We start from the raw sequence: 16658 nt of genomic DNA, 5'->3' as shown, positions 1-16658 counted from the left end.
TTTTCATTTATTAAATATTTCAAAATTCATCACCCCTTATAGGTTATTTAAAAAGCCATTTTATCCTCCTTTCTTTTATTAATCTTATTTCTCCTTTTAATTTATTATGCCTTAATTATTCTTATGAATATAATATCGATATTTAAAATACTCATATATTAAACGAACAATGTCATAGTGAGTTATAGGTTATTTAAGTCATAGCTCCACCAAAGCCATTGCTGCCTCCCAGAAAGTAATACTAGCACTTCCTGTCGATTTATTACCATACTCAAAGCTACACGCGAAAAAAAGCATGGGAATCCGCCCATGCTTTTCTTCAATATCGTATGCAATTGATTATTCTACGACTATCTACACAATTGTTACAAACTGTCCAGATAATCTTTAACAATTAGTTAAGAAATATGCTAAATGATACCCCAATTTACCATTAATAAGCTACCAAAAGAAATTGGCTGGTATGATTTCGGCCTAACACCGACTTCATAGCAGCCAATACTACTTACTAGTAGTTCAACTCAGAATAACCTTACATAGTCAAGATTGGTTTAATAGTAATTCCTTTACCTGAATCAGCGAATGCCTCATTAATTTCTTCTAAGTCGTAGAATTTCACTAATTTATCAAATGGGAATTGGCCATTTTTATAATACTCGATAAGTTGTGGAATGAATAATTGTGGGATAGCATCTCCTTCAACTACCGCTACAATTGATCTTCCTTCGTTCAATAAGTCTTGTTGTACGTTTAATGTTACATCTCCAGTTGCACCGACAACAGCCACTGTACCTAGGCTACGAAGTGATTGAACAGATTGCACAACTACTGGTGAAACGCCAGTGGTTTCAACTGCATAATGAGTTCCGCCATCTGTGATTTTTCTAATCTCTTCTACTGTATCTACTTTAGATCCGTTGATGACATGTGTTGCACCTAATTCTTTCGCAAGTTCTAAACGATTTTCATGTACATCTACAGCAATGATTTTAGAGCAGCCTCTAATTTTAGCAGCCATTACAGCACTTAAGCCTACAGCTCCACATCCAAATACAGCAATTGATGATCCGAATTCTGGTTGTAATTTATTAATAACAGTACCTGCTCCGGTTTGGATTCCACATCCTAATGGTCCAAGAAGTCTAAGGTCAACTTCTTTATCCACTTTTACTACGTTTCTTTCGTTAGAAACAGCATACGTACCAAATGAAGACTGACCAAAGAAAGTAGAAACCTCTTGATCTCCTTGAGAGATACGATGCGTACCATCTTGCATTTTACCACCGAAATTGAACTCTGTTAAATAGATACAAGAAGCAGGATGGCCAGTTAAACAATTCTCACAATGTCCACAAGATGAGAAAGATAAAACAACATGGTCACCTGGCTCAACGGTTGTAACACTAGAGCCAACTTTTTCGACAATACCAGAACCTTCATGCCCTAGCACCGCTGGAAGTTGCACCGGAATTACTTGATCACGCGCAACAGCATCTGTATGACATACACCAGCTGCAACAACTTTAACTAGAACTTCATTTGCCTTTGGTTCAGCAAGCTCAACATTTTCAATTTTGAACTCTTGTCCTTTTTCATGAACAACTGCACCTTTAATTTGTATCTTACATCTACCTCCTATTTATGTAGTTCATAATAATTATAAGTAATAAAATATCAAAGGTAAAAATAAACGACTTTTGTTAATTTTCGTCGAAACCGCTACCACATAGGCGCTATAGCCGTTGAACCATGCAAAAAAATATTATTTTCCTCGCTAAATTTCCCCCAACCAGTAGCTCCTATGCAAGGAAATTTTATCCTACTAAAGTTCTAATTTTAGGATGGTTCCTGTACGCTGATCTACTCCTTTAAGTGATTTTTGCTGCTTGAATACTTCCCCCTAATCAACCCTAGTAAATCCAACTTAAGCTTCAAAAACGCCAGGCTACTTTTCTCTGGATTTCCTCGGACTTGGCCGTTCCACTTTTCTGTTTTGCTTTAAACGACTGGGATTTCGCGCGGGATTGGCTGAATTTCGCGCGAGGCTGACTGCTTTTCGCGCGGGATTGGCTGAATTTCGCGCGACCTCGTATGAATTTCGCGCGACACTGTAGTACTCGCGCGATTTCTGGACATGTTCGCGCGATTTCCCTTGACTCTCGCGCGAATATCGAACGTTCTCGCGCGATTTTTCCATAATCCCGCGCGAAAATATAGAAGTTCCTAAACTAACAAGGCAGGAGCTAAATCCGGCATCCTCTCCTATCCCCAACTCCTATTGAAACAAGCACCCCTCCCTTTCCCCTTTATAGGTATTTAGCCCTATTTTTTCATGTTGATAAAACCTTGATTATTTCGATAACCAACGTAATGGTTGCGTTTTCTTCTAATTTTTATAATTGACGCATATAAAAGAATTTTTAGAAAATATCTAGTCAAAGGATTTTTTATGTGGTAGAATCCTTTACAATCAAAATTTACTAATTCAACTACACAATTTAGAAGGTGATACATTCCGCAGATGTAACAGAGTTTTGATTTTGTAATGACAATGAAAATAATATTAAAAGGAGCGTGCTGGTAATGGCTTTTACACTTATCAAAAATGGTACATTAATCGATGGAAATGGCGGACAACCAATAGTAGATGCTGCCGTTTTAGTAAAAGATAATGTGATTCAAGCAACAGGAAAATTGGCTGACATTCAGGTTCCAAGTGAAAATGTTACAGAGGTTGATGCAAATGGTGGATTTATTTTACCTGGGTTTATCGATACACATGTACATATGATGTTCGAGGTTGGACCAGTGGAAAAACAAGTAACCACGCCTTTTTCATACCGATTTTACCAGGCTACTCAATTTATGAAACGAACACTCGATGCTGGGATTACAACTGTGCGTGATGCAGGTGGAACGGATGCCGGAGTCAAACAGGCCATTGAGGACGGTATCGTGCCAGGACCACGAATGCAGATTAGTATCACACCACTAACCATCACTGGTGGGCATGGGGACAGTTGGATGCGTTCTGGTGTCGACCTGACCTTACACGGCTATCCGGGAAGCCCAGACGGTTTATGTGATGGTGTTGAAGAAGTCACTAAGAAGGTTCGCGAGGTACTTCGAGCTGGGGCAGATGTTATTAAGGTTCACGCAACTGGTGGTGTACTCAGCCCAACCGATCATCCAGAGTTCACTCAGTATAGTCAGGAAGAGCTTGCGGTAATGGTTCGTGAAGCAGCATACCGGCGTGGCTTAAAAGTAATGGCCCATGCACAAGGCAAAGAAGGAATTAAAAATGCGGTTCTTGCCGGAATACATTCGATCGAACACGGAATTTTCATTGATGATGAGGTGGCAAATCTAATGGTTCAGCATGGCACCTATCTCGTACCAACCCTACTAGCACCTGTGTCGGTGTTAGAGAATGCTGAGGCAAGTGGCTCCATGCCAGAATATGGTGTGCAAAAATGTCGCGAAGTCGTGGAATACCATAAAGAAAGCATCGCACTCGCCTATCAAGCCGGCGTTAAAATTGCCATGGGAACAGATGCAGGGGTGATGGCTCATGGTACCAACCTTCGTGAACTAGGTCTGATGTGTGAGATTGGAATGTCCCCTATGGAATCCATTGTTGCGACAACTAAGACAGCAGCAGAATGCATGGGCTGGGAGGACCAAATTGGTACAGTAGAAGCTGGTAAACTAGCTGACATCGTTATTACGAGCACAGATCCATTAACCGATATCCGCTCATTAGAGAATAACGACAATATTGTTGCTGTTTTTAAAGATGGCGAATTAGTAAAAAATAAGCTAAATAAAGTGCCCGCAACAAGTAACTAACTGAAATAGGAGAATCCCTCAAACAGGGCTTCTCCTCCCAATCCATTATGTTTAGTCGTGTGAAATGCACTGCGGCAATGGCTACGTAATATATTTTAATGTTTGAAAATTCAAATTAAATACACTTTAAGGGGATGACCATCATGAATGAACCTGTCGTTGCGACAATGCTTATTTTACTTTTATTAGGTGTAGGTGAATTTTTATCGATTAAGTCTAGAGCACGTATTCCAATGCTTCTAGTAGTCATGTTGGGATACTTATTACTACTGTGGACAGGCATTTTTCCAAAGGACCTAATCGGTTCATCCGCATTAACTGCATTTGGCGGACTCATGATTGCACCATTAATTGTACACATGGGAACGATGGTACCCTTTAAACTTCTGAAGGCGCAAATTAAAGCTGTGTTTATCGCATTATTCGGGATTATTGTTGCAGCAGTCTTCGTATTGCTCCTTGTCCCAATGCTCTTTGACTATGCCTCAGCAGTTGCTGGAATTGGTCCGCTTACAGGAGGAACGATTGCCTTTATTTTAACAACAGACAGGCTTCAGGAACTAGGGTTGATTAGCTTAATTACCATACCTGCATTAGTGATTGCCATTCAAGGATTAGTCGGCATGCCACTAGCGACACACTATCTACGACGACATGCTTATCACATTAAAAGGGAATTATCCTCCAATAGCAATAGCGAAATAGCAGCGACAAGTGCTAGCTCTATCAAGGAAAAGACAAGAGAAACATGGATTCCGGAAAAATACCAAACCAATGTCATCCTTCTCTTACAGCTGTTTATAGGTGCAACTTTAGCTATCTTCTTAGGAAATCTCACTGGAATAAGCTATAGCCTCTGGGCACTTATTGTTGGTGTCGTTGGTGCACTATTAGGATTTTACAATGATAAGATGATGGATCGTTCCAGTTCATTCGGAATCGCCATGGTTGGCCTGATTATTTATTCATTGGGAGCAATGAATGACATTACACCGAGTATGTTTGTTGGCTACATCCCAGTTGTACTCACGATTATGATAGTCGGGATTCTTGGTATTATTGCTGGAGGAATTATTGCCTCTAAACTCATGAAATGGGATTTGAATAAAGGGGTACCTGTTGCTTTAACAGCTCTATTTGGATTCCCAGGCGATTATATTATCTGCGAGGAGGTCAGCCGTAGTGTCGCTGATAATGAGAAAGAGCGACAAGCAATTTTCAATGAAATCCTCACTCCCATGCTCGTTGGCGGCTTCACCACTGTCACCACAGCATCTATTGTAATCGCTAGTATTCTAGTTCAGACATTGTGAGAAAGGAAGGGGCGTTTTTTATGGTAGCGTCCCTTCCTTATTTATTCTGAACCCCAATCCATCAAGCCGTGTTTACTAGTTTCTCCCACTTATACGCCATTCAATCTCCTATAATACCCCCTCCCTCATCACTCATGTAATGAAATCACTAAGACCAAACACATGCTAAACATCGTATATTATTTTATAATAGAATTATCAGTTAAAGAATGGAGATTATTATGTACAAATTAATTGCAATTGATATGGATGGTACACTGTTAAATGACCATCATGAAGTACCTGAAAATGTAAAAAGTGCCTTACACCAAGCGAAAAAACAAGGAATTAAGGTAGTCCTCTGTTCCGGTCGCCCTATTGGTGGGATGCGGAGCTATATTAAGCAACTAAGCTTAGATGAAGACGGTGACTATGCCATTGCGTATAATGGTGCATTTGTACAAAACACGTATTCAAACGAAGTGGTAGCAGAATTATCACTAAAACACGATGATTTGCAAAATCTATACGACCATAGTTTGGAACTGAACACTCCGATGCACTTCTTTGATGTAAATGGACTTTATACACCTAACGCTGATATTAGTGAATATACCGTGCTAGAATCCTATTTAAACAAAATCCCGCTAGGATATCGCCAGGTAAGTGATGTACCAAAGGATATATCCATACCAAAAATCATGTATATTAATAAACCGGAAAAGCTTACCCACACCATTCAAGCCCTTCCGGAGAGCCTAAAGAATCAATATAATATCGTTCAAAGCTCACCATACTTCTTAGAATTTGTCCATCCAAGTGCAAGTAAAGGCAATGCGGTAAGTAAGCTAGCAGAGCTACTTGGTATTAAACAAGAGGAAGTTATGTGTATTGGTGATAATGGAAATGATATTTCCATGATTGAATATGCAGGGTGTGGCGTGGCAATGGGGAACGCGATACCAGAGGTAAAAGCAGTAGCTGATTTTGAAACACTTAGTAATAATGAAGGCGGCGTAGCATATGCCATTGAAAAAGTGGCGCTTAAAGATTTAAGCGAAAGCCTCACATAATTGGGTGGGTAGGATGGATTAAATGCATCTGCCCTTTAATGGCCAATCAGAAAAGGAGTTATTTCTGGTTGGCTTTTTTTAATTCGTCAACTACTCTTGAATCGTAAAACGGTGGAATGATAGTAGCGGAAAACTCCCACATTAAGCGAACCAAGCCCCCTCACTTAAATCTACCTACCAATCAGTAGTGGAGCTGTTATTGCGAGTATAATCAAATTAAGCATAACAAAAAACAACAGCCAAAGGATTTTCTTTATTGGTTATTGTTTTTTTGGGGTGATGTTCTCACGAATTATTCGCTACTACTACTCTCCCAACACTCAGTACTAGCCTTGGTCTCATTAATATCTAAAGTCACAGAGTACTAAAACACGAACCCGCAGGGTAAGAAAGAGGGTTCATAAAGATAGATAAAGACGGTATCCGGAAAATGACGTATCAAAATAACTTAGGTCACATGTTAACAATGGCTGATGCAAAGACTCTAATTGCATTATTCTCTCTTTGGGAAGAACAAGATTACGGAGAGTGGGTAACATTTACGGAATACCAGATTGTAGATAGACTGGATATGGGAATGGGTGGAAGGCAATACCAACTCGTTCGAAACTCTCTGGATAAGTTACGAAATACTTCAGTCGTTTTTCAGGAAGCGTATGAGATAGAAACAGCGCAAGCGTTATATGTAATGATCTCAGGTATAGCAAGCATGGAGAGTACAAGTAAATACATCAAAGAAGATGGTGTGTATGAAATCCCACTTGAAGAAGTCTATGGTACACTGTTTTTAGAAGATAGAAATCCAAAAAATAAAGCAGTTGTCGAAAAGGGCTGCGAGGAGTTAAAGAGTATTGATATAATAAAAGAGTTTTCTTTTATTAAAGAGGGTCGATCCTATACAAAATTGGAAATTGAAAATACGGATTGGTTAAAAGACATATTAGGTAAAAAAGATTACATTAGAGGTAGTGGTAGAATCAAACAGCTCACGTTTAACGATATTAAGTAAATATAATCGTCTTTTAAAATCAGACCGCTGAAAAATTTCCAGTTTTTCTGTGACTTTTAATGTATTTCTAAAAGATGGCTTTAAAATACAAAATATGAACTGAGAGTTAAATCGAGTAGGAGACTAGCCATTAATTGGCTAGTCGACCTCTCACACCACCGTACATACGGTTCCGTATACGGCGGTTCAATATCTTGTGTAAGCAGACTCCACTAGTTGGCTTAGTGAAACTAAGCCCCACTGGTGGAGTCTTTCGTTTGTAAGTGCCCAATGAACTTCAGGCGTTTTGGATAGTCGCCAGTATTTCTTTCTTGAATAACCTATACGTCTTGCGCTATCTTCATCTAGACCGTAACGTAGTAACTTCGTTATCTTTGTTTTCGGTCGTTTCCATCTCTTTAAGATAAGCTGTCTGATTCTGTGATGTAACCATGGTTCAATCTCATGTTTTATAAATATCTTGATAAATCCTAAACCAAAGTAACCAATCCAACCTCTTGTAACTTGGTTGATTTCCTTTATAATAGTTGTGAAGTTCCCTGTATGTTTTCGACTAGTTAGTCGTTTTAACTTACGCTTAAATTTCTCCTTTGCTTCTTTTGTAGGGATGAAACGACAGGTGCCATTCACTTTCATCATCAGACAGCTCAAGAACTTTAAACGAGTAGGAGATCCCACTTTGCTTTTCTCCATATTGACGATAAGCTTGAGGTCTTTCTCAATGAAGCGAGTCACACTTTTCATCACTCGTTCACCTGCTCGTTTGGACTTCACGTAAATGACAAAGTCATCTGCGTATCGAACAAAACGATGTCCTCGTTTTTCAAGTTCTTTATCCAGTTCATGTAAGTAGACATTGCTGAGAAGGGGCGATAACACGCCACCTTGCGGTGCGCCTGTTTTACTTTCTACGAATTCGCCAGACAGGTCTGTGACACCACTCATCAAGAACTTACGGATAACCTTGAGAATCATCTTATCTTTGATGAACTGCTCAAGATAGTACATTAATTTATCATGATTCAGTGTGTCAAAACACTGCTTTAAGTCACAATCCACGACCACTTTGTATCCTTCTTCATAGTACTTTGCACATTGTTTTAGTGCTGTGTGAGTTCCTTTGTTTGGTCGGAACCCATGACTTTGAGAAAGGAAATACGGGTCAATATGTGGTTCTATGACTTGCTTTATCGCTTGTTGGACAACACGATCACGTGCACACGGGATGCCTAGCTTTCGCTTGGCTCCATTGGCTTTCGGGATTTCTACCCGTTTAACAGGCTGAGGTTGGTAGGTTCCATCAAGAAGCTTCTGCCTTAAAGGCAGATAGTACTTCACTATATGGCCTTCCACCTCATATACTGTCATTCCGTCTACTCCCGCAGCTCCTTTATTTCGTCTAACGACTTGGGCTGCTTCAAGTAGATTTTCTTTTCTTACAACGAGCTCCATCAATGATGGAGACTTACCATACATTTCTTTCATTTTACCTAGAAGAAAGCTCTACACATCTACATACTCTTTCGGTTCCACCTTATCCCTCCGCAGACTGCCAATGTTTCCATTGTTTTCTGTAGTCTTCGCTTCTTCTAACCTCCATTCTTTACTTTGTATTTGATATTGTTCGGTCCTTCGGTACATTTTCCCTACTATGACCTCGGCTGACTTCTGCCTATTCGTTGTTACTACGATACCTTCGTATCGTTAGACAGACCTCCCCAGGTAAGGTGCGATAACCTTCCACTCATGTCACTGCCTCATTTACTGTAAGGGATTCGTGCAGTATTGGACTTTGCCTTGTTGAGCAGACTCATCCGTCCCCATTCAGCCTTCATATGAGGTTTCTATCCGTCAGTGCGAGTGTTTGCCTCCAGCTTCCTTCAGATTCCACCTCACAATGGACACCCTTGCTTTCAGCTAACAGTTCCTACTGCAAAGCCTGTAGTGGACTTTCACCACCAAGTTATCGCCCATGCTGGGCGCACTCATAAAAACCCTAGTCCAAAATTTTGGACTAGGGTTCCCTTTTATCGTGTATTTTATTCTTTTTCATAGATAGATTTAAGATAATTAAAAATTTCATTATTATCATCTAAAACTTTATATCTACCGTCATATGTTCTTATATAATTCTCAGCAATAGTATATCTATGTATAGATCCATTAACATGAATATATAGATCATATTCTTCTCTACTATCTTTAAATCTGCCTCCTTTATATACACGTAGTTTCGTATTAAGCAGGCCATTGATGTCATTTTGGTCATCAATTATTATTACTTCGTCTTCATCTGGTGATGTGTAAGGCTTCTCAATCCTTATAGTTTGAATTTTATCAAAATCAAAATCAGTAATTTGTTGATCTTGTGCAATTTGTTTTTTTACCATTTCAGAAAAAGTAGTAGGTAAAGAGGTTAGCGATATATTAAAATACCATATGGTAATGACTGCAATCATTAAAAGTCCAGCTACTATATAAGAAATTTTATTTTTGTTCAAAGACCATTTCACTCCTTCTGATCATTATTTTCTGATTATTGCATAATATTGATTGTTTTAATATTATACCAATATGAGTAAATAATCAATTTATTCCTAATAAAATGAGGCTGGGACAAAACCCCAGTAAATTAATATAAGCATGGTCCTTACCAACGTTTTAACGGTAAGGACCATGCTTATTATTTTTTGCACGCAATTTTCTGATATTAAAGTAAACAAAAAGGACACCATCTGATAAAATTAAAGTACGACCAATAACTTTTTTCGGAGGTGTCCTTATGTCGTATTATAACATGAAACAAGTTGTATTACCTATGGATTTGGAAGTTAGATTAAAAGAAAATGACATTGCCTTTGCCATTAATGATTTAGTAGAAAGTATTCCAGAAAGTGCTCTTGAACCACTTAGAAAAGATACAGGTCGTCCGCCATATGCTTCGCGGATGATGTTGAAAATTATCCTTTGTGGTTATACGCAGTCTGCCTTTTCGGGCAGGAAGATTGAAGCCTTATTAGAAGATAGTGTACGAATGATGTGGTTATCTCAGGAGCATCAACCAAGTTACAGAACGATTAATCGCTTTCGTGTGCACCCATTAGCGAAAGGGTTATTACGTGAGTGCTTTGTACAGTTTCGATCTCAGTTGGTAAAGGAAGAAGTAATTGAAGAAGAGGCTATTTTTATTGATGGCACAAAGATTGAAGCCAATGCGAATAAATTCACATTTGTATGGCGAAAATCGGTTGAAAATTATAGTGAAAAACTAATTGAAAAGTCCAATCAAATGTACGATGAGTTAATTGAGAAGCGAATCATTCCTGAAATAGAACGGGACGATTTCGAAGAGCTTTCGGTTGAAGAAATGAAAGAAATTGTGGAAAAACTGAGTGAAAAAATTGAAGCATACGACAAGGAAATTGAAGCGAGTGACGTTGGTGTTGAGCGGAAACAGCTTCGTTCCGAGCGAAAAGCACCAAAACAATATCGTAAGCAATTTGAAGATTTTATTGAGCGTAAACAAAATTATCAAAAGGATATGGAGATTTTTGAAGACCGCCATAGTTACTCAAAAACAGATCATGATGCCACATTTATGCGGATGAAAGATGACTATATGGGAAACGGACAACTGAAGGCTGGATATAATATTCAAGTTGCGACGGAAGGCCAATATGCGCTCGCTTATGATGTGTTTCCAAATCCAACCGACACCCGTACGTTGATTCCCTTTTTGAATACGATTGAAGAACGCTTCTTTGAACTACCTAAATATATCGTGGCAGACGCAGGGTATGGTAGTGAACAAAACTATGAAGATATTATGAATAATAGAAATAGAACACCTCTTATTACATATAATCAGTATCGAAAGGAGAAGAAAAGAAAACACAAAAACAATGCTTTTCATGTAGACAATTGGGAATACAATGAAGAGGATGATGCATTCATTTGTCCGAATGGAAAGAAATTATTATTCAGCCATGTGTCCCATCGAACCGACAAATACGGATTTAAACGCGAATTTAAAGTCTATGAATGCGAAGATTGTTCCGGATGCCCTTTACGCTCCATGTGTACAAAGGCGAAAGAGGGAAACAATCGAAAAGTATATCTCAATGAAAAGTGGGAATCTCAAAAAGAATACGTCAGGGAGAAGCTTTCAGACGAGAAAACTGGTGAAATTTACGGTAAACGTAAAATCGATGTGGAGCCAGTCTTCGGATTTCTGAAGGCTAATTTGGGTTTCACTCGAATGTCTGTTAGAGGAAAAGAGAAAGTGATAAATGAATTAGGATTTGCGCTTATGGCGGTAAACTTGAGGAAGTATACCGCCAAAATGGGTAAATCTAGTTTAGGAAATGGAAATGATTTCAAAAAACTGGTTCCAAGCAATTTTCAATCGCTTAGAACCAGTTTTTTATTACTTTCTGGCTAGTTTTGTCCCAGCCTCTATAAAGTTAATTAGTATAGCTAACCCAAGAACCATTTGATAACTGCATTCTAAGAATTTTGTATCCTCTACCTGGATTAGAGTTATTTCCTTGAACAAATTCATGAGTAGTTGAAACTGATGGAAATGTAATCCAGTTCATTTGGAATTCTGCTCGTCGATGACCTCCGCTAGCAATAGCGTATCGTACTTGTTCAAATTGTTTTTCTGCACCCCTTATTGCGGAAATATTTGCTGCACTATTTGATCGTTGCGATACTCCCCAAAGCAGGTCGGCAATGGCAGATACGTTTGCAATCGGGCCTATAAACTTTTGAAAACGTGGTACAAGGTTTGCCAAAGTTACAAGCGTACCATAGACTCCAGAGTAATCTTTCTTACCTTCCATAGCTTCCCATAACTGTCTGTGTATATCTCGTAATGTTTGTGCTTCAGACTCTGTCACAACTTTTGCTCTCCATACCATAAATAAAACACTCCTTTAATTATGTTGTTTTGATGTACATCTGTTAATAGAAAGAGAAAGAAAAATATAAAAATAAATCCCTTACTGAAAATCATTTATGCTTAATAGTTAAATTCTTAATTGCCTCCGATAAGTTAGTAATTACCTTTTCTAACTCGCCTAACTTTTTTTCAAAACGAACAAATAAATAGATAGTAATTGCTATTGGAAATCCAAAATTTCCAATAATAGATACCCAAATAGGGGCATCAGCAGGTGTCATAAACTCCCCCTCCTTTTTACTGAAAATATATTAACTATATAAAGTGATTGGAACTTAAAGAAAACAAACCATTATTAAATTAATAGATAATTTCCGCTATAAAATTGATAAAAACAGAACTAACGTTCCCATTAATGTATAATTAAGCTAGTCAATCTCTTTATAAAAGGAGGAAAGAATATAATAAGGAGGAGGTTATTTGATGAATACAAATTCTAAAATGAAAGAATTTGTAGAAGAAAATAAAACAGTTCTTGACAATCCAATAATCAAAAGTTTCTTGGCAGATGAAGATAATTTTAATCTAGTTCAGGAGGCTGTTGCGAACCCAACACCAGAAAATAAAGAAAGAGTTGATAAGGCATTTAAGGAACATTATCATAAGGTAAAATTGGTAAAATACGTTAGTAAGCTTATTCACTTTTTTAGCATTGACTATGATAGGAAGGTTAATAGAATTAAACAAAAGTATCTCTTAATCCTAGACCAGCCCATTTCATCTGATAATGAAAATGACGTTGTTGCTAAAGATCTCATAACTTCAGAAAATCATTTATCTTTTGATAATGTATTCGGTTCAACTTTAAAAGACCAGATAGAAAATGAAGATTTAATACAAGCTTTGACTACACTCACACAAAAACAACTTCAAATACTTGAACTCCTTTATTTAAATATGATTTCTCTTAAAGAGGTTGCATATCTTCTTAATACCAGTCCGCAGAACATATCAAATCAACATAGAAAAGCACTCAAAAAATTACTCGACCAGTTAGTTTAGTATTTATCTATTAGGAAGGAGATTATATGGAGAATAAAAACAAAGAGATAGAAAAAATAATAAACGACTTTGAATTCAAAATTAAAAAGAGCTTACACAATACTTCATATCAAGAACGTGAAGATCTGGAACAGGAAATAAAAACTAAAATAATAGAGAAAATACATTCCGTTGAGTTTGGGGAAGCGCCTAGTTTCTGGAGACTTATTGATAGTAAGTAAGTGCAAAATATCACTGTATAATAAGCGTATATCATTCATAAAAAATCTCCCTAGTCAATATTTAGGGGGATTTTTTATTAGAAAAAAATATTTTTAAAAATATTTTTCACTTTAATTGTCCGTGCAGGTACAGTAAGAAGGGTATATTTTAACAACTATTATGCGTCCGTACCAGTACAGTATGCTATTAGGTGATTCCCCTTCCAGTACCATATTTTAAAATGTCCGTAGTGGTACAGTAAAGCATAAAAAGAGACCAAATATAAAAGAAGCCAACTGTCCGTACAGAGACAGTAATAAGGAAATAAAAAAATCCCTCTCTATCAGTCTTAAAGGCAATAAAAGTCCGTGATAGTACAATAGAGCATAATCATGTGAAATAAAGAACCAAAAGTAAATGTCCGTAATAGTACAGCATTAGAGATAAATTAAAATCCATGATCTTCCAAGATTAAGTGTCCGTATTGGTACAGTATTTTTTCCAAAAACCGGCAATGTTGTACTAATTTCAAGTGTCCGTGATAGTACAGTATCAGAGTGAATTCTGCCACCAATTGTCCGTAGTAGTACAGTATAGCAATCTGTCTATTAATGGTGTAAATTGTTGTTAATTAGATGGTTGTAGGTAGGGGAATGCTATGATTTATGAAGATGTATATAGCTTTTTGTTGAAAAAAGCATCGGCTAAAGAAATAGATATAATACTAGAGATGATTAGAAATACGGACTGGAATGGACGATTAAAGTAAACCCGTAATCAAACAACGCATACAAAAATGAAGCACCTCTTGCTAAGATAGAAATATCAATTGAAGGAGGTGCTTTTCTATGCCACATGAAGAACTAATCATCGTGCCCGTAACACTCCATCCTGAAAAAGAAGAACCTATGTTAGCGACCCCGCCAGTTTCCTCGGCAACTCCTGTTTTTATGATGAAATCAGGCGGCTTTGAACTTTCCTTCTTTAACGGTGTGGATGAGCATATCATTCAAACCGTCATAAGGGAGTTGAGAAATGAATGAGGCAAGATTATACAGACGTCAAGAACATTTATATTGTTTGTGGAAAGACGGATATGAGAAAGGGAATTGACGGCAAGATAACTTCGAGCTAGATCCCTATGGCGATTCCATCTTCTTATTTTCCGGTTGGAGCAAAGACCGTTATAAATGTTTATATTTTGATGGGGATGGATTCGCCATGCTTTATAAACGTTTAGATAATGGTAAACTTCAGTGGCCTAAAAACGAAAATGAAGTTCGCAATTTATCGCAACAAGAACTTCGTTGGCTCTTGGAAGGGTTAGCTATTCAACAACCAAAAGCAATACAAAAATCTCCAAAAGGTGTTTTTTAACTATTCATTTTTCGTTCGATAGCGTATACTATAGCTATCTTAACAGAACGAAAGGTGGTGAAATTGCATGGTTCAATCTTCTCCTGATCAGAACGATAAATTAATTAAACTTTTAGAGGAACAATTAAAACAATCGAATCGACAGATCGAAGCTTTGACCGAGCAAGTTCGCCACTTAACGAAGCTACTATATGGTTCGAAAACGGAGCAATCGAAATACAATCTACCCGATGGGCAAACGTCGTTATTCGATGATGAGGATGATGACGATTCTTTTAACTATTCTGAGCACACAGAAGAACAAAGCGAACAGAAGATTGCATATACTGTTGAACGTAAAGCAAAAAATAGAAAACGCAATGATTTTCTGGCAGATGACCTCGAAACAGAAGTCATTCATCATCACCCAGAAGATACGACATGCGATTGTTGCCAGCAAGCAATGACAGAAATGGGCAGCACCGTTGTCCGAGAAGAAGCGATGTTTATTCCAGCAACGATGAAGAAAATACAGCATGTAGAACATGCTTATGAATGCAAGAATTGTAAGGGACATTCCTTTCAGAACGCACAAATAAAAAGAGGCCAAGCACCACAGGCTCCTATTCAACGTAGTCTGACAAGTCCTAGCATTCTAGCGAAAGTAATCTATGATAAATTTATCCAGTATCTTCCGCTTTACCGTCAGGTAAAAGAATGGGAGCGTTGTGGCCTACATACGAACGATAAGAATTTGTCTAACTGGGTTATACGAACAGCTCAGGATTGGTTACTTCCCGTGTACCAACGGATGAAGGAAATGATGATGAACAAATCTATTTTACACGTGGATGAAACCTACGGAAAAATTATTCATCGTTCCGACGGGAAACCAGGAAATTCCAATGCCTATAATTGGGTGTACCGTAGCGCTCCTAGCCAAGGCCCCGTTATCATTCTCTTTCAAAGTGCGTTGTCACGTGCGAGATCCGTTCTCCAAGGATTTGTAGAGAACTTTACAGGGACCATTATCTGTGACGGCTATTCTGCATACGATAAACTCCCAGGCGTAACCTTCGCAAATTGTTGGGCACACGTTCGCCGATATTGGTTGAAAGTGAACAGTAAAAACGGGCAGATTGGAGTGAAATTTTGCGACGAGCTTTATCGCCTAGAAAGGGATTTTAAAAAATTATCCCCGAGTAAGCGAAGAAAAAGACGTCAAAAGCTTTCGAAACCAATCGTAGAAGAATTCCTGAAATGGATTGAGGAATCCCCTTTTTACGGCAATAACGCACTTGGAAAAGCAGCCGAATATACACTGAAATTGACAGATGGGCTTCGTGCCTTTCTCTATGATGGTCGCATTGAAATGGATAATAATCCAGCAGAAAATGCGATACGCCCTAGTGTGATCGGTCGAAAAAATTGGATGTTTTCCGTCAGCGAAGCTGGTGCCGAGGCCAATGCGATTTGTTTGAGTATGGCAGAAACAGCGAAAGCTAACGGTGTGGATTTCTATCAATATTTGGTGAAATTACTAACAGAACTACCAAATCTGGATATCCATCGAACGCCAGAAACTTTAAATAAGTACATGCCTTGGGCGAAGGCGATTCAAGCAACATGTGCAAAAAAATAAAATAACCGTAAATCTGTTTAAAACATCTCAGATTCACGGTTATTTGGCGTTTCTGTTTTTAATTTTAGTTGCTTCTATTATAAAATTTCTTAGTTCGGGCTTACTTTGCTTTTAGGTCAATGTCTGTTTTAGTACTCTGTAATTTTAGGTATTAATGAGACCATAAATCAAAAGAAGGTTTAGAGTGGCATGTTTTAGTACTCTGTAATTTTAGGTATTAATGAGACGAGATAGGCAGAAAGCTTAAAGAACTCCGAGTTTTAGTACTCTG

At 38.0% G+C, this 16658-nt stretch carries 16 protein-coding genes, 1 pseudogene and 1 CRISPR repeat array (1 of these 18 only partly in view); of the genes and pseudogenes, 10 read left to right on the top strand and 7 right to left on the bottom strand.

From position 1 onward, the window contains the following. Nucleotides 1-532: 532 nt before the first annotated feature. On the bottom strand, nt 533-1621 hold the full coding sequence (locus MKY78_RS13550; protein WP_339217911.1) for an NAD(P)-dependent alcohol dehydrogenase: 1089 nt from the start codon (nt 1619-1621) through the stop codon (nt 533-535). Between the two features lie 962 nt (nt 1622-2583). Here MKY78_RS13550 and MKY78_RS13545 point away from each other — a divergent pair. From MKY78_RS13545 to MKY78_RS13530, 4 genes are all read left to right on the top strand, one after another. Next, a complete protein-coding gene (locus MKY78_RS13545; RefSeq protein ID WP_339213393.1) occupies nt 2584-3849 on the top strand; it encodes an amidohydrolase family protein in 1266 nt (421 codons plus the stop codon). Nucleotides 3850-3992: 143 nt separating this feature from the next. Next, entirely contained in the window at nt 3993-5162 is a 1170-nt protein-coding gene (locus MKY78_RS13540; RefSeq protein ID WP_339213391.1) for a hypothetical protein, read from the top strand. Nucleotides 5163-5383: 221 nt separating this feature from the next. Beyond that, on the top strand, nt 5384-6214 hold the full coding sequence (gene yidA / locus MKY78_RS13535; RefSeq protein WP_339213389.1) for a sugar-phosphatase: 831 nt from the start codon (nt 5384-5386) through the stop codon (nt 6212-6214). A gap of 430 nt (nt 6215-6644) precedes the next feature. After that, on the top strand, nt 6645-7223 hold the full coding sequence (locus tag MKY78_RS13530) for a hypothetical protein (protein WP_339213387.1): 579 nt from the start codon (nt 6645-6647) through the stop codon (nt 7221-7223). Nucleotides 7224-7409: 186 nt separating this feature from the next. Here MKY78_RS13530 and ltrA read toward each other — a convergent pair whose 3' ends face one another. From ltrA to MKY78_RS13515, 3 genes are all read right to left on the bottom strand, one after another. After that, the gene (gene ltrA, locus MKY78_RS13525; RefSeq protein ID WP_339217910.1) at nt 7410-8699 is read right to left on the bottom strand and encodes a group II intron reverse transcriptase/maturase; all 1290 of its coding nucleotides are present in this window, start codon (nt 8697-8699) and stop codon (nt 7410-7412) included. Between the two features lie 27 nt (nt 8700-8726). Further along, on the bottom strand, nt 8727-8864 hold the full coding sequence (locus tag MKY78_RS13520) for a hypothetical protein (protein ID WP_339213386.1): 138 nt from the start codon (nt 8862-8864) through the stop codon (nt 8727-8729). A gap of 398 nt (nt 8865-9262) precedes the next feature. Further along, the gene (locus MKY78_RS13515) at nt 9263-9724 is read right to left on the bottom strand and encodes a hypothetical protein (RefSeq protein ID WP_339213385.1); all 462 of its coding nucleotides are present in this window, start codon (nt 9722-9724) and stop codon (nt 9263-9265) included. Between the two features lie 281 nt (nt 9725-10005). Here MKY78_RS13515 and MKY78_RS13510 point away from each other — a divergent pair, with 281 nt between their 5' ends. Beyond that, nucleotides 10006-11664: an IS1182 family transposase gene (locus tag MKY78_RS13510; RefSeq protein WP_339213384.1), complete on the top strand. Its 1659-nt coding sequence runs from the start codon at nt 10006-10008 to the stop codon at nt 11662-11664. Between the two features lie 22 nt (nt 11665-11686). On the opposite strand, the gene MKY78_RS13505 is transcribed toward MKY78_RS13510, so the two are convergent. Together MKY78_RS13505 and MKY78_RS13500 are read right to left on the bottom strand one after the other, a co-directional pair. Then, the gene (locus MKY78_RS13505) at nt 11687-12145 is read right to left on the bottom strand and encodes a hypothetical protein (protein ID WP_339213383.1); all 459 of its coding nucleotides are present in this window, start codon (nt 12143-12145) and stop codon (nt 11687-11689) included. Nucleotides 12146-12236: 91 nt separating this feature from the next. Then, nucleotides 12237-12407: a YvrJ family protein gene (locus tag MKY78_RS13500; RefSeq protein ID WP_339213382.1), complete on the bottom strand. Its 171-nt coding sequence runs from the start codon at nt 12405-12407 to the stop codon at nt 12237-12239. Between the two features lie 202 nt (nt 12408-12609). On the opposite strand from MKY78_RS13500, the gene MKY78_RS13495 reads away from it, so the two are divergent. Both MKY78_RS13495 and MKY78_RS13490 read left to right on the top strand, forming a co-directional pair. Next, complete coding sequence (locus tag MKY78_RS13495; protein WP_339213380.1) at nt 12610-13188, top strand: sigma-70 family RNA polymerase sigma factor; 579 nt, start codon at nt 12610-12612, stop codon at nt 13186-13188. A 26-nt stretch (nt 13189-13214) separates the two neighbouring features. Continuing rightward, nucleotides 13215-13409 (top strand): hypothetical protein, encoded by a 195-nt coding sequence (locus MKY78_RS13490; RefSeq protein WP_339213379.1) that lies wholly within the window; start codon nt 13215-13217, stop codon nt 13407-13409. A 714-nt stretch (nt 13410-14123) separates the two neighbouring features. On the opposite strand, the gene MKY78_RS13485 is transcribed toward MKY78_RS13490, so the two are convergent. Beyond that, nucleotides 14124-14246 carry a hypothetical protein gene (locus tag MKY78_RS13485; protein ID WP_339213377.1) on the bottom strand — a complete coding sequence of 41 codons (123 nt, stop codon included), beginning with the start codon at nt 14244-14246 and terminating at the stop codon, nt 14124-14126. Between MKY78_RS13485 and MKY78_RS13480 the strand changes: the two genes are divergently transcribed. The 3 genes and pseudogenes from MKY78_RS13480 (at nt 14238) to MKY78_RS13470 (ending at nt 16387) form a co-directional block, all read left to right on the top strand. Beyond that, nucleotides 14238-14432: a hypothetical protein gene (locus MKY78_RS13480; protein ID WP_339213309.1), complete on the top strand. Its 195-nt coding sequence runs from the start codon at nt 14238-14240 to the stop codon at nt 14430-14432. The genes MKY78_RS13485 and MKY78_RS13480 overlap by 9 nt on opposite strands. An 85-nt stretch (nt 14433-14517) precedes the next feature. Further along, nucleotides 14518-14766 (top strand): annotated as a pseudogene (gene tnpB, locus MKY78_RS13475) (IS66 family insertion sequence element accessory protein TnpB); the annotation flags it as partial. Nucleotides 14767-14833: 67 nt separating this feature from the next. Further along, nucleotides 14834-16387 carry an IS66 family transposase gene (locus tag MKY78_RS13470; RefSeq protein ID WP_339213305.1) on the top strand — a complete coding sequence of 518 codons (1554 nt, stop codon included), beginning with the start codon at nt 14834-14836 and terminating at the stop codon, nt 16385-16387. A gap of 125 nt (nt 16388-16512) precedes the next feature. Then, nucleotides 16513-16658: direct repeats of the CRISPR family, unit length 36 nt; unit sequence GTTTTAGTACTCTGTAATTTTAGGTATTAATGAGAC (it continues 154 nt past the right edge of the window).

Source organism: Ornithinibacillus sp. FSL M8-0202 (assembly GCF_037975285.1).
GTDB classification, from domain to species: Bacteria; Bacillota; Bacilli; order Bacillales; family Amphibacillaceae; genus Ornithinibacillus; species Ornithinibacillus massiliensis.
Note: the sequence above shows the minus strand (reverse complement) of the source record. Positions and strands in the feature narration are given on the sequence as shown.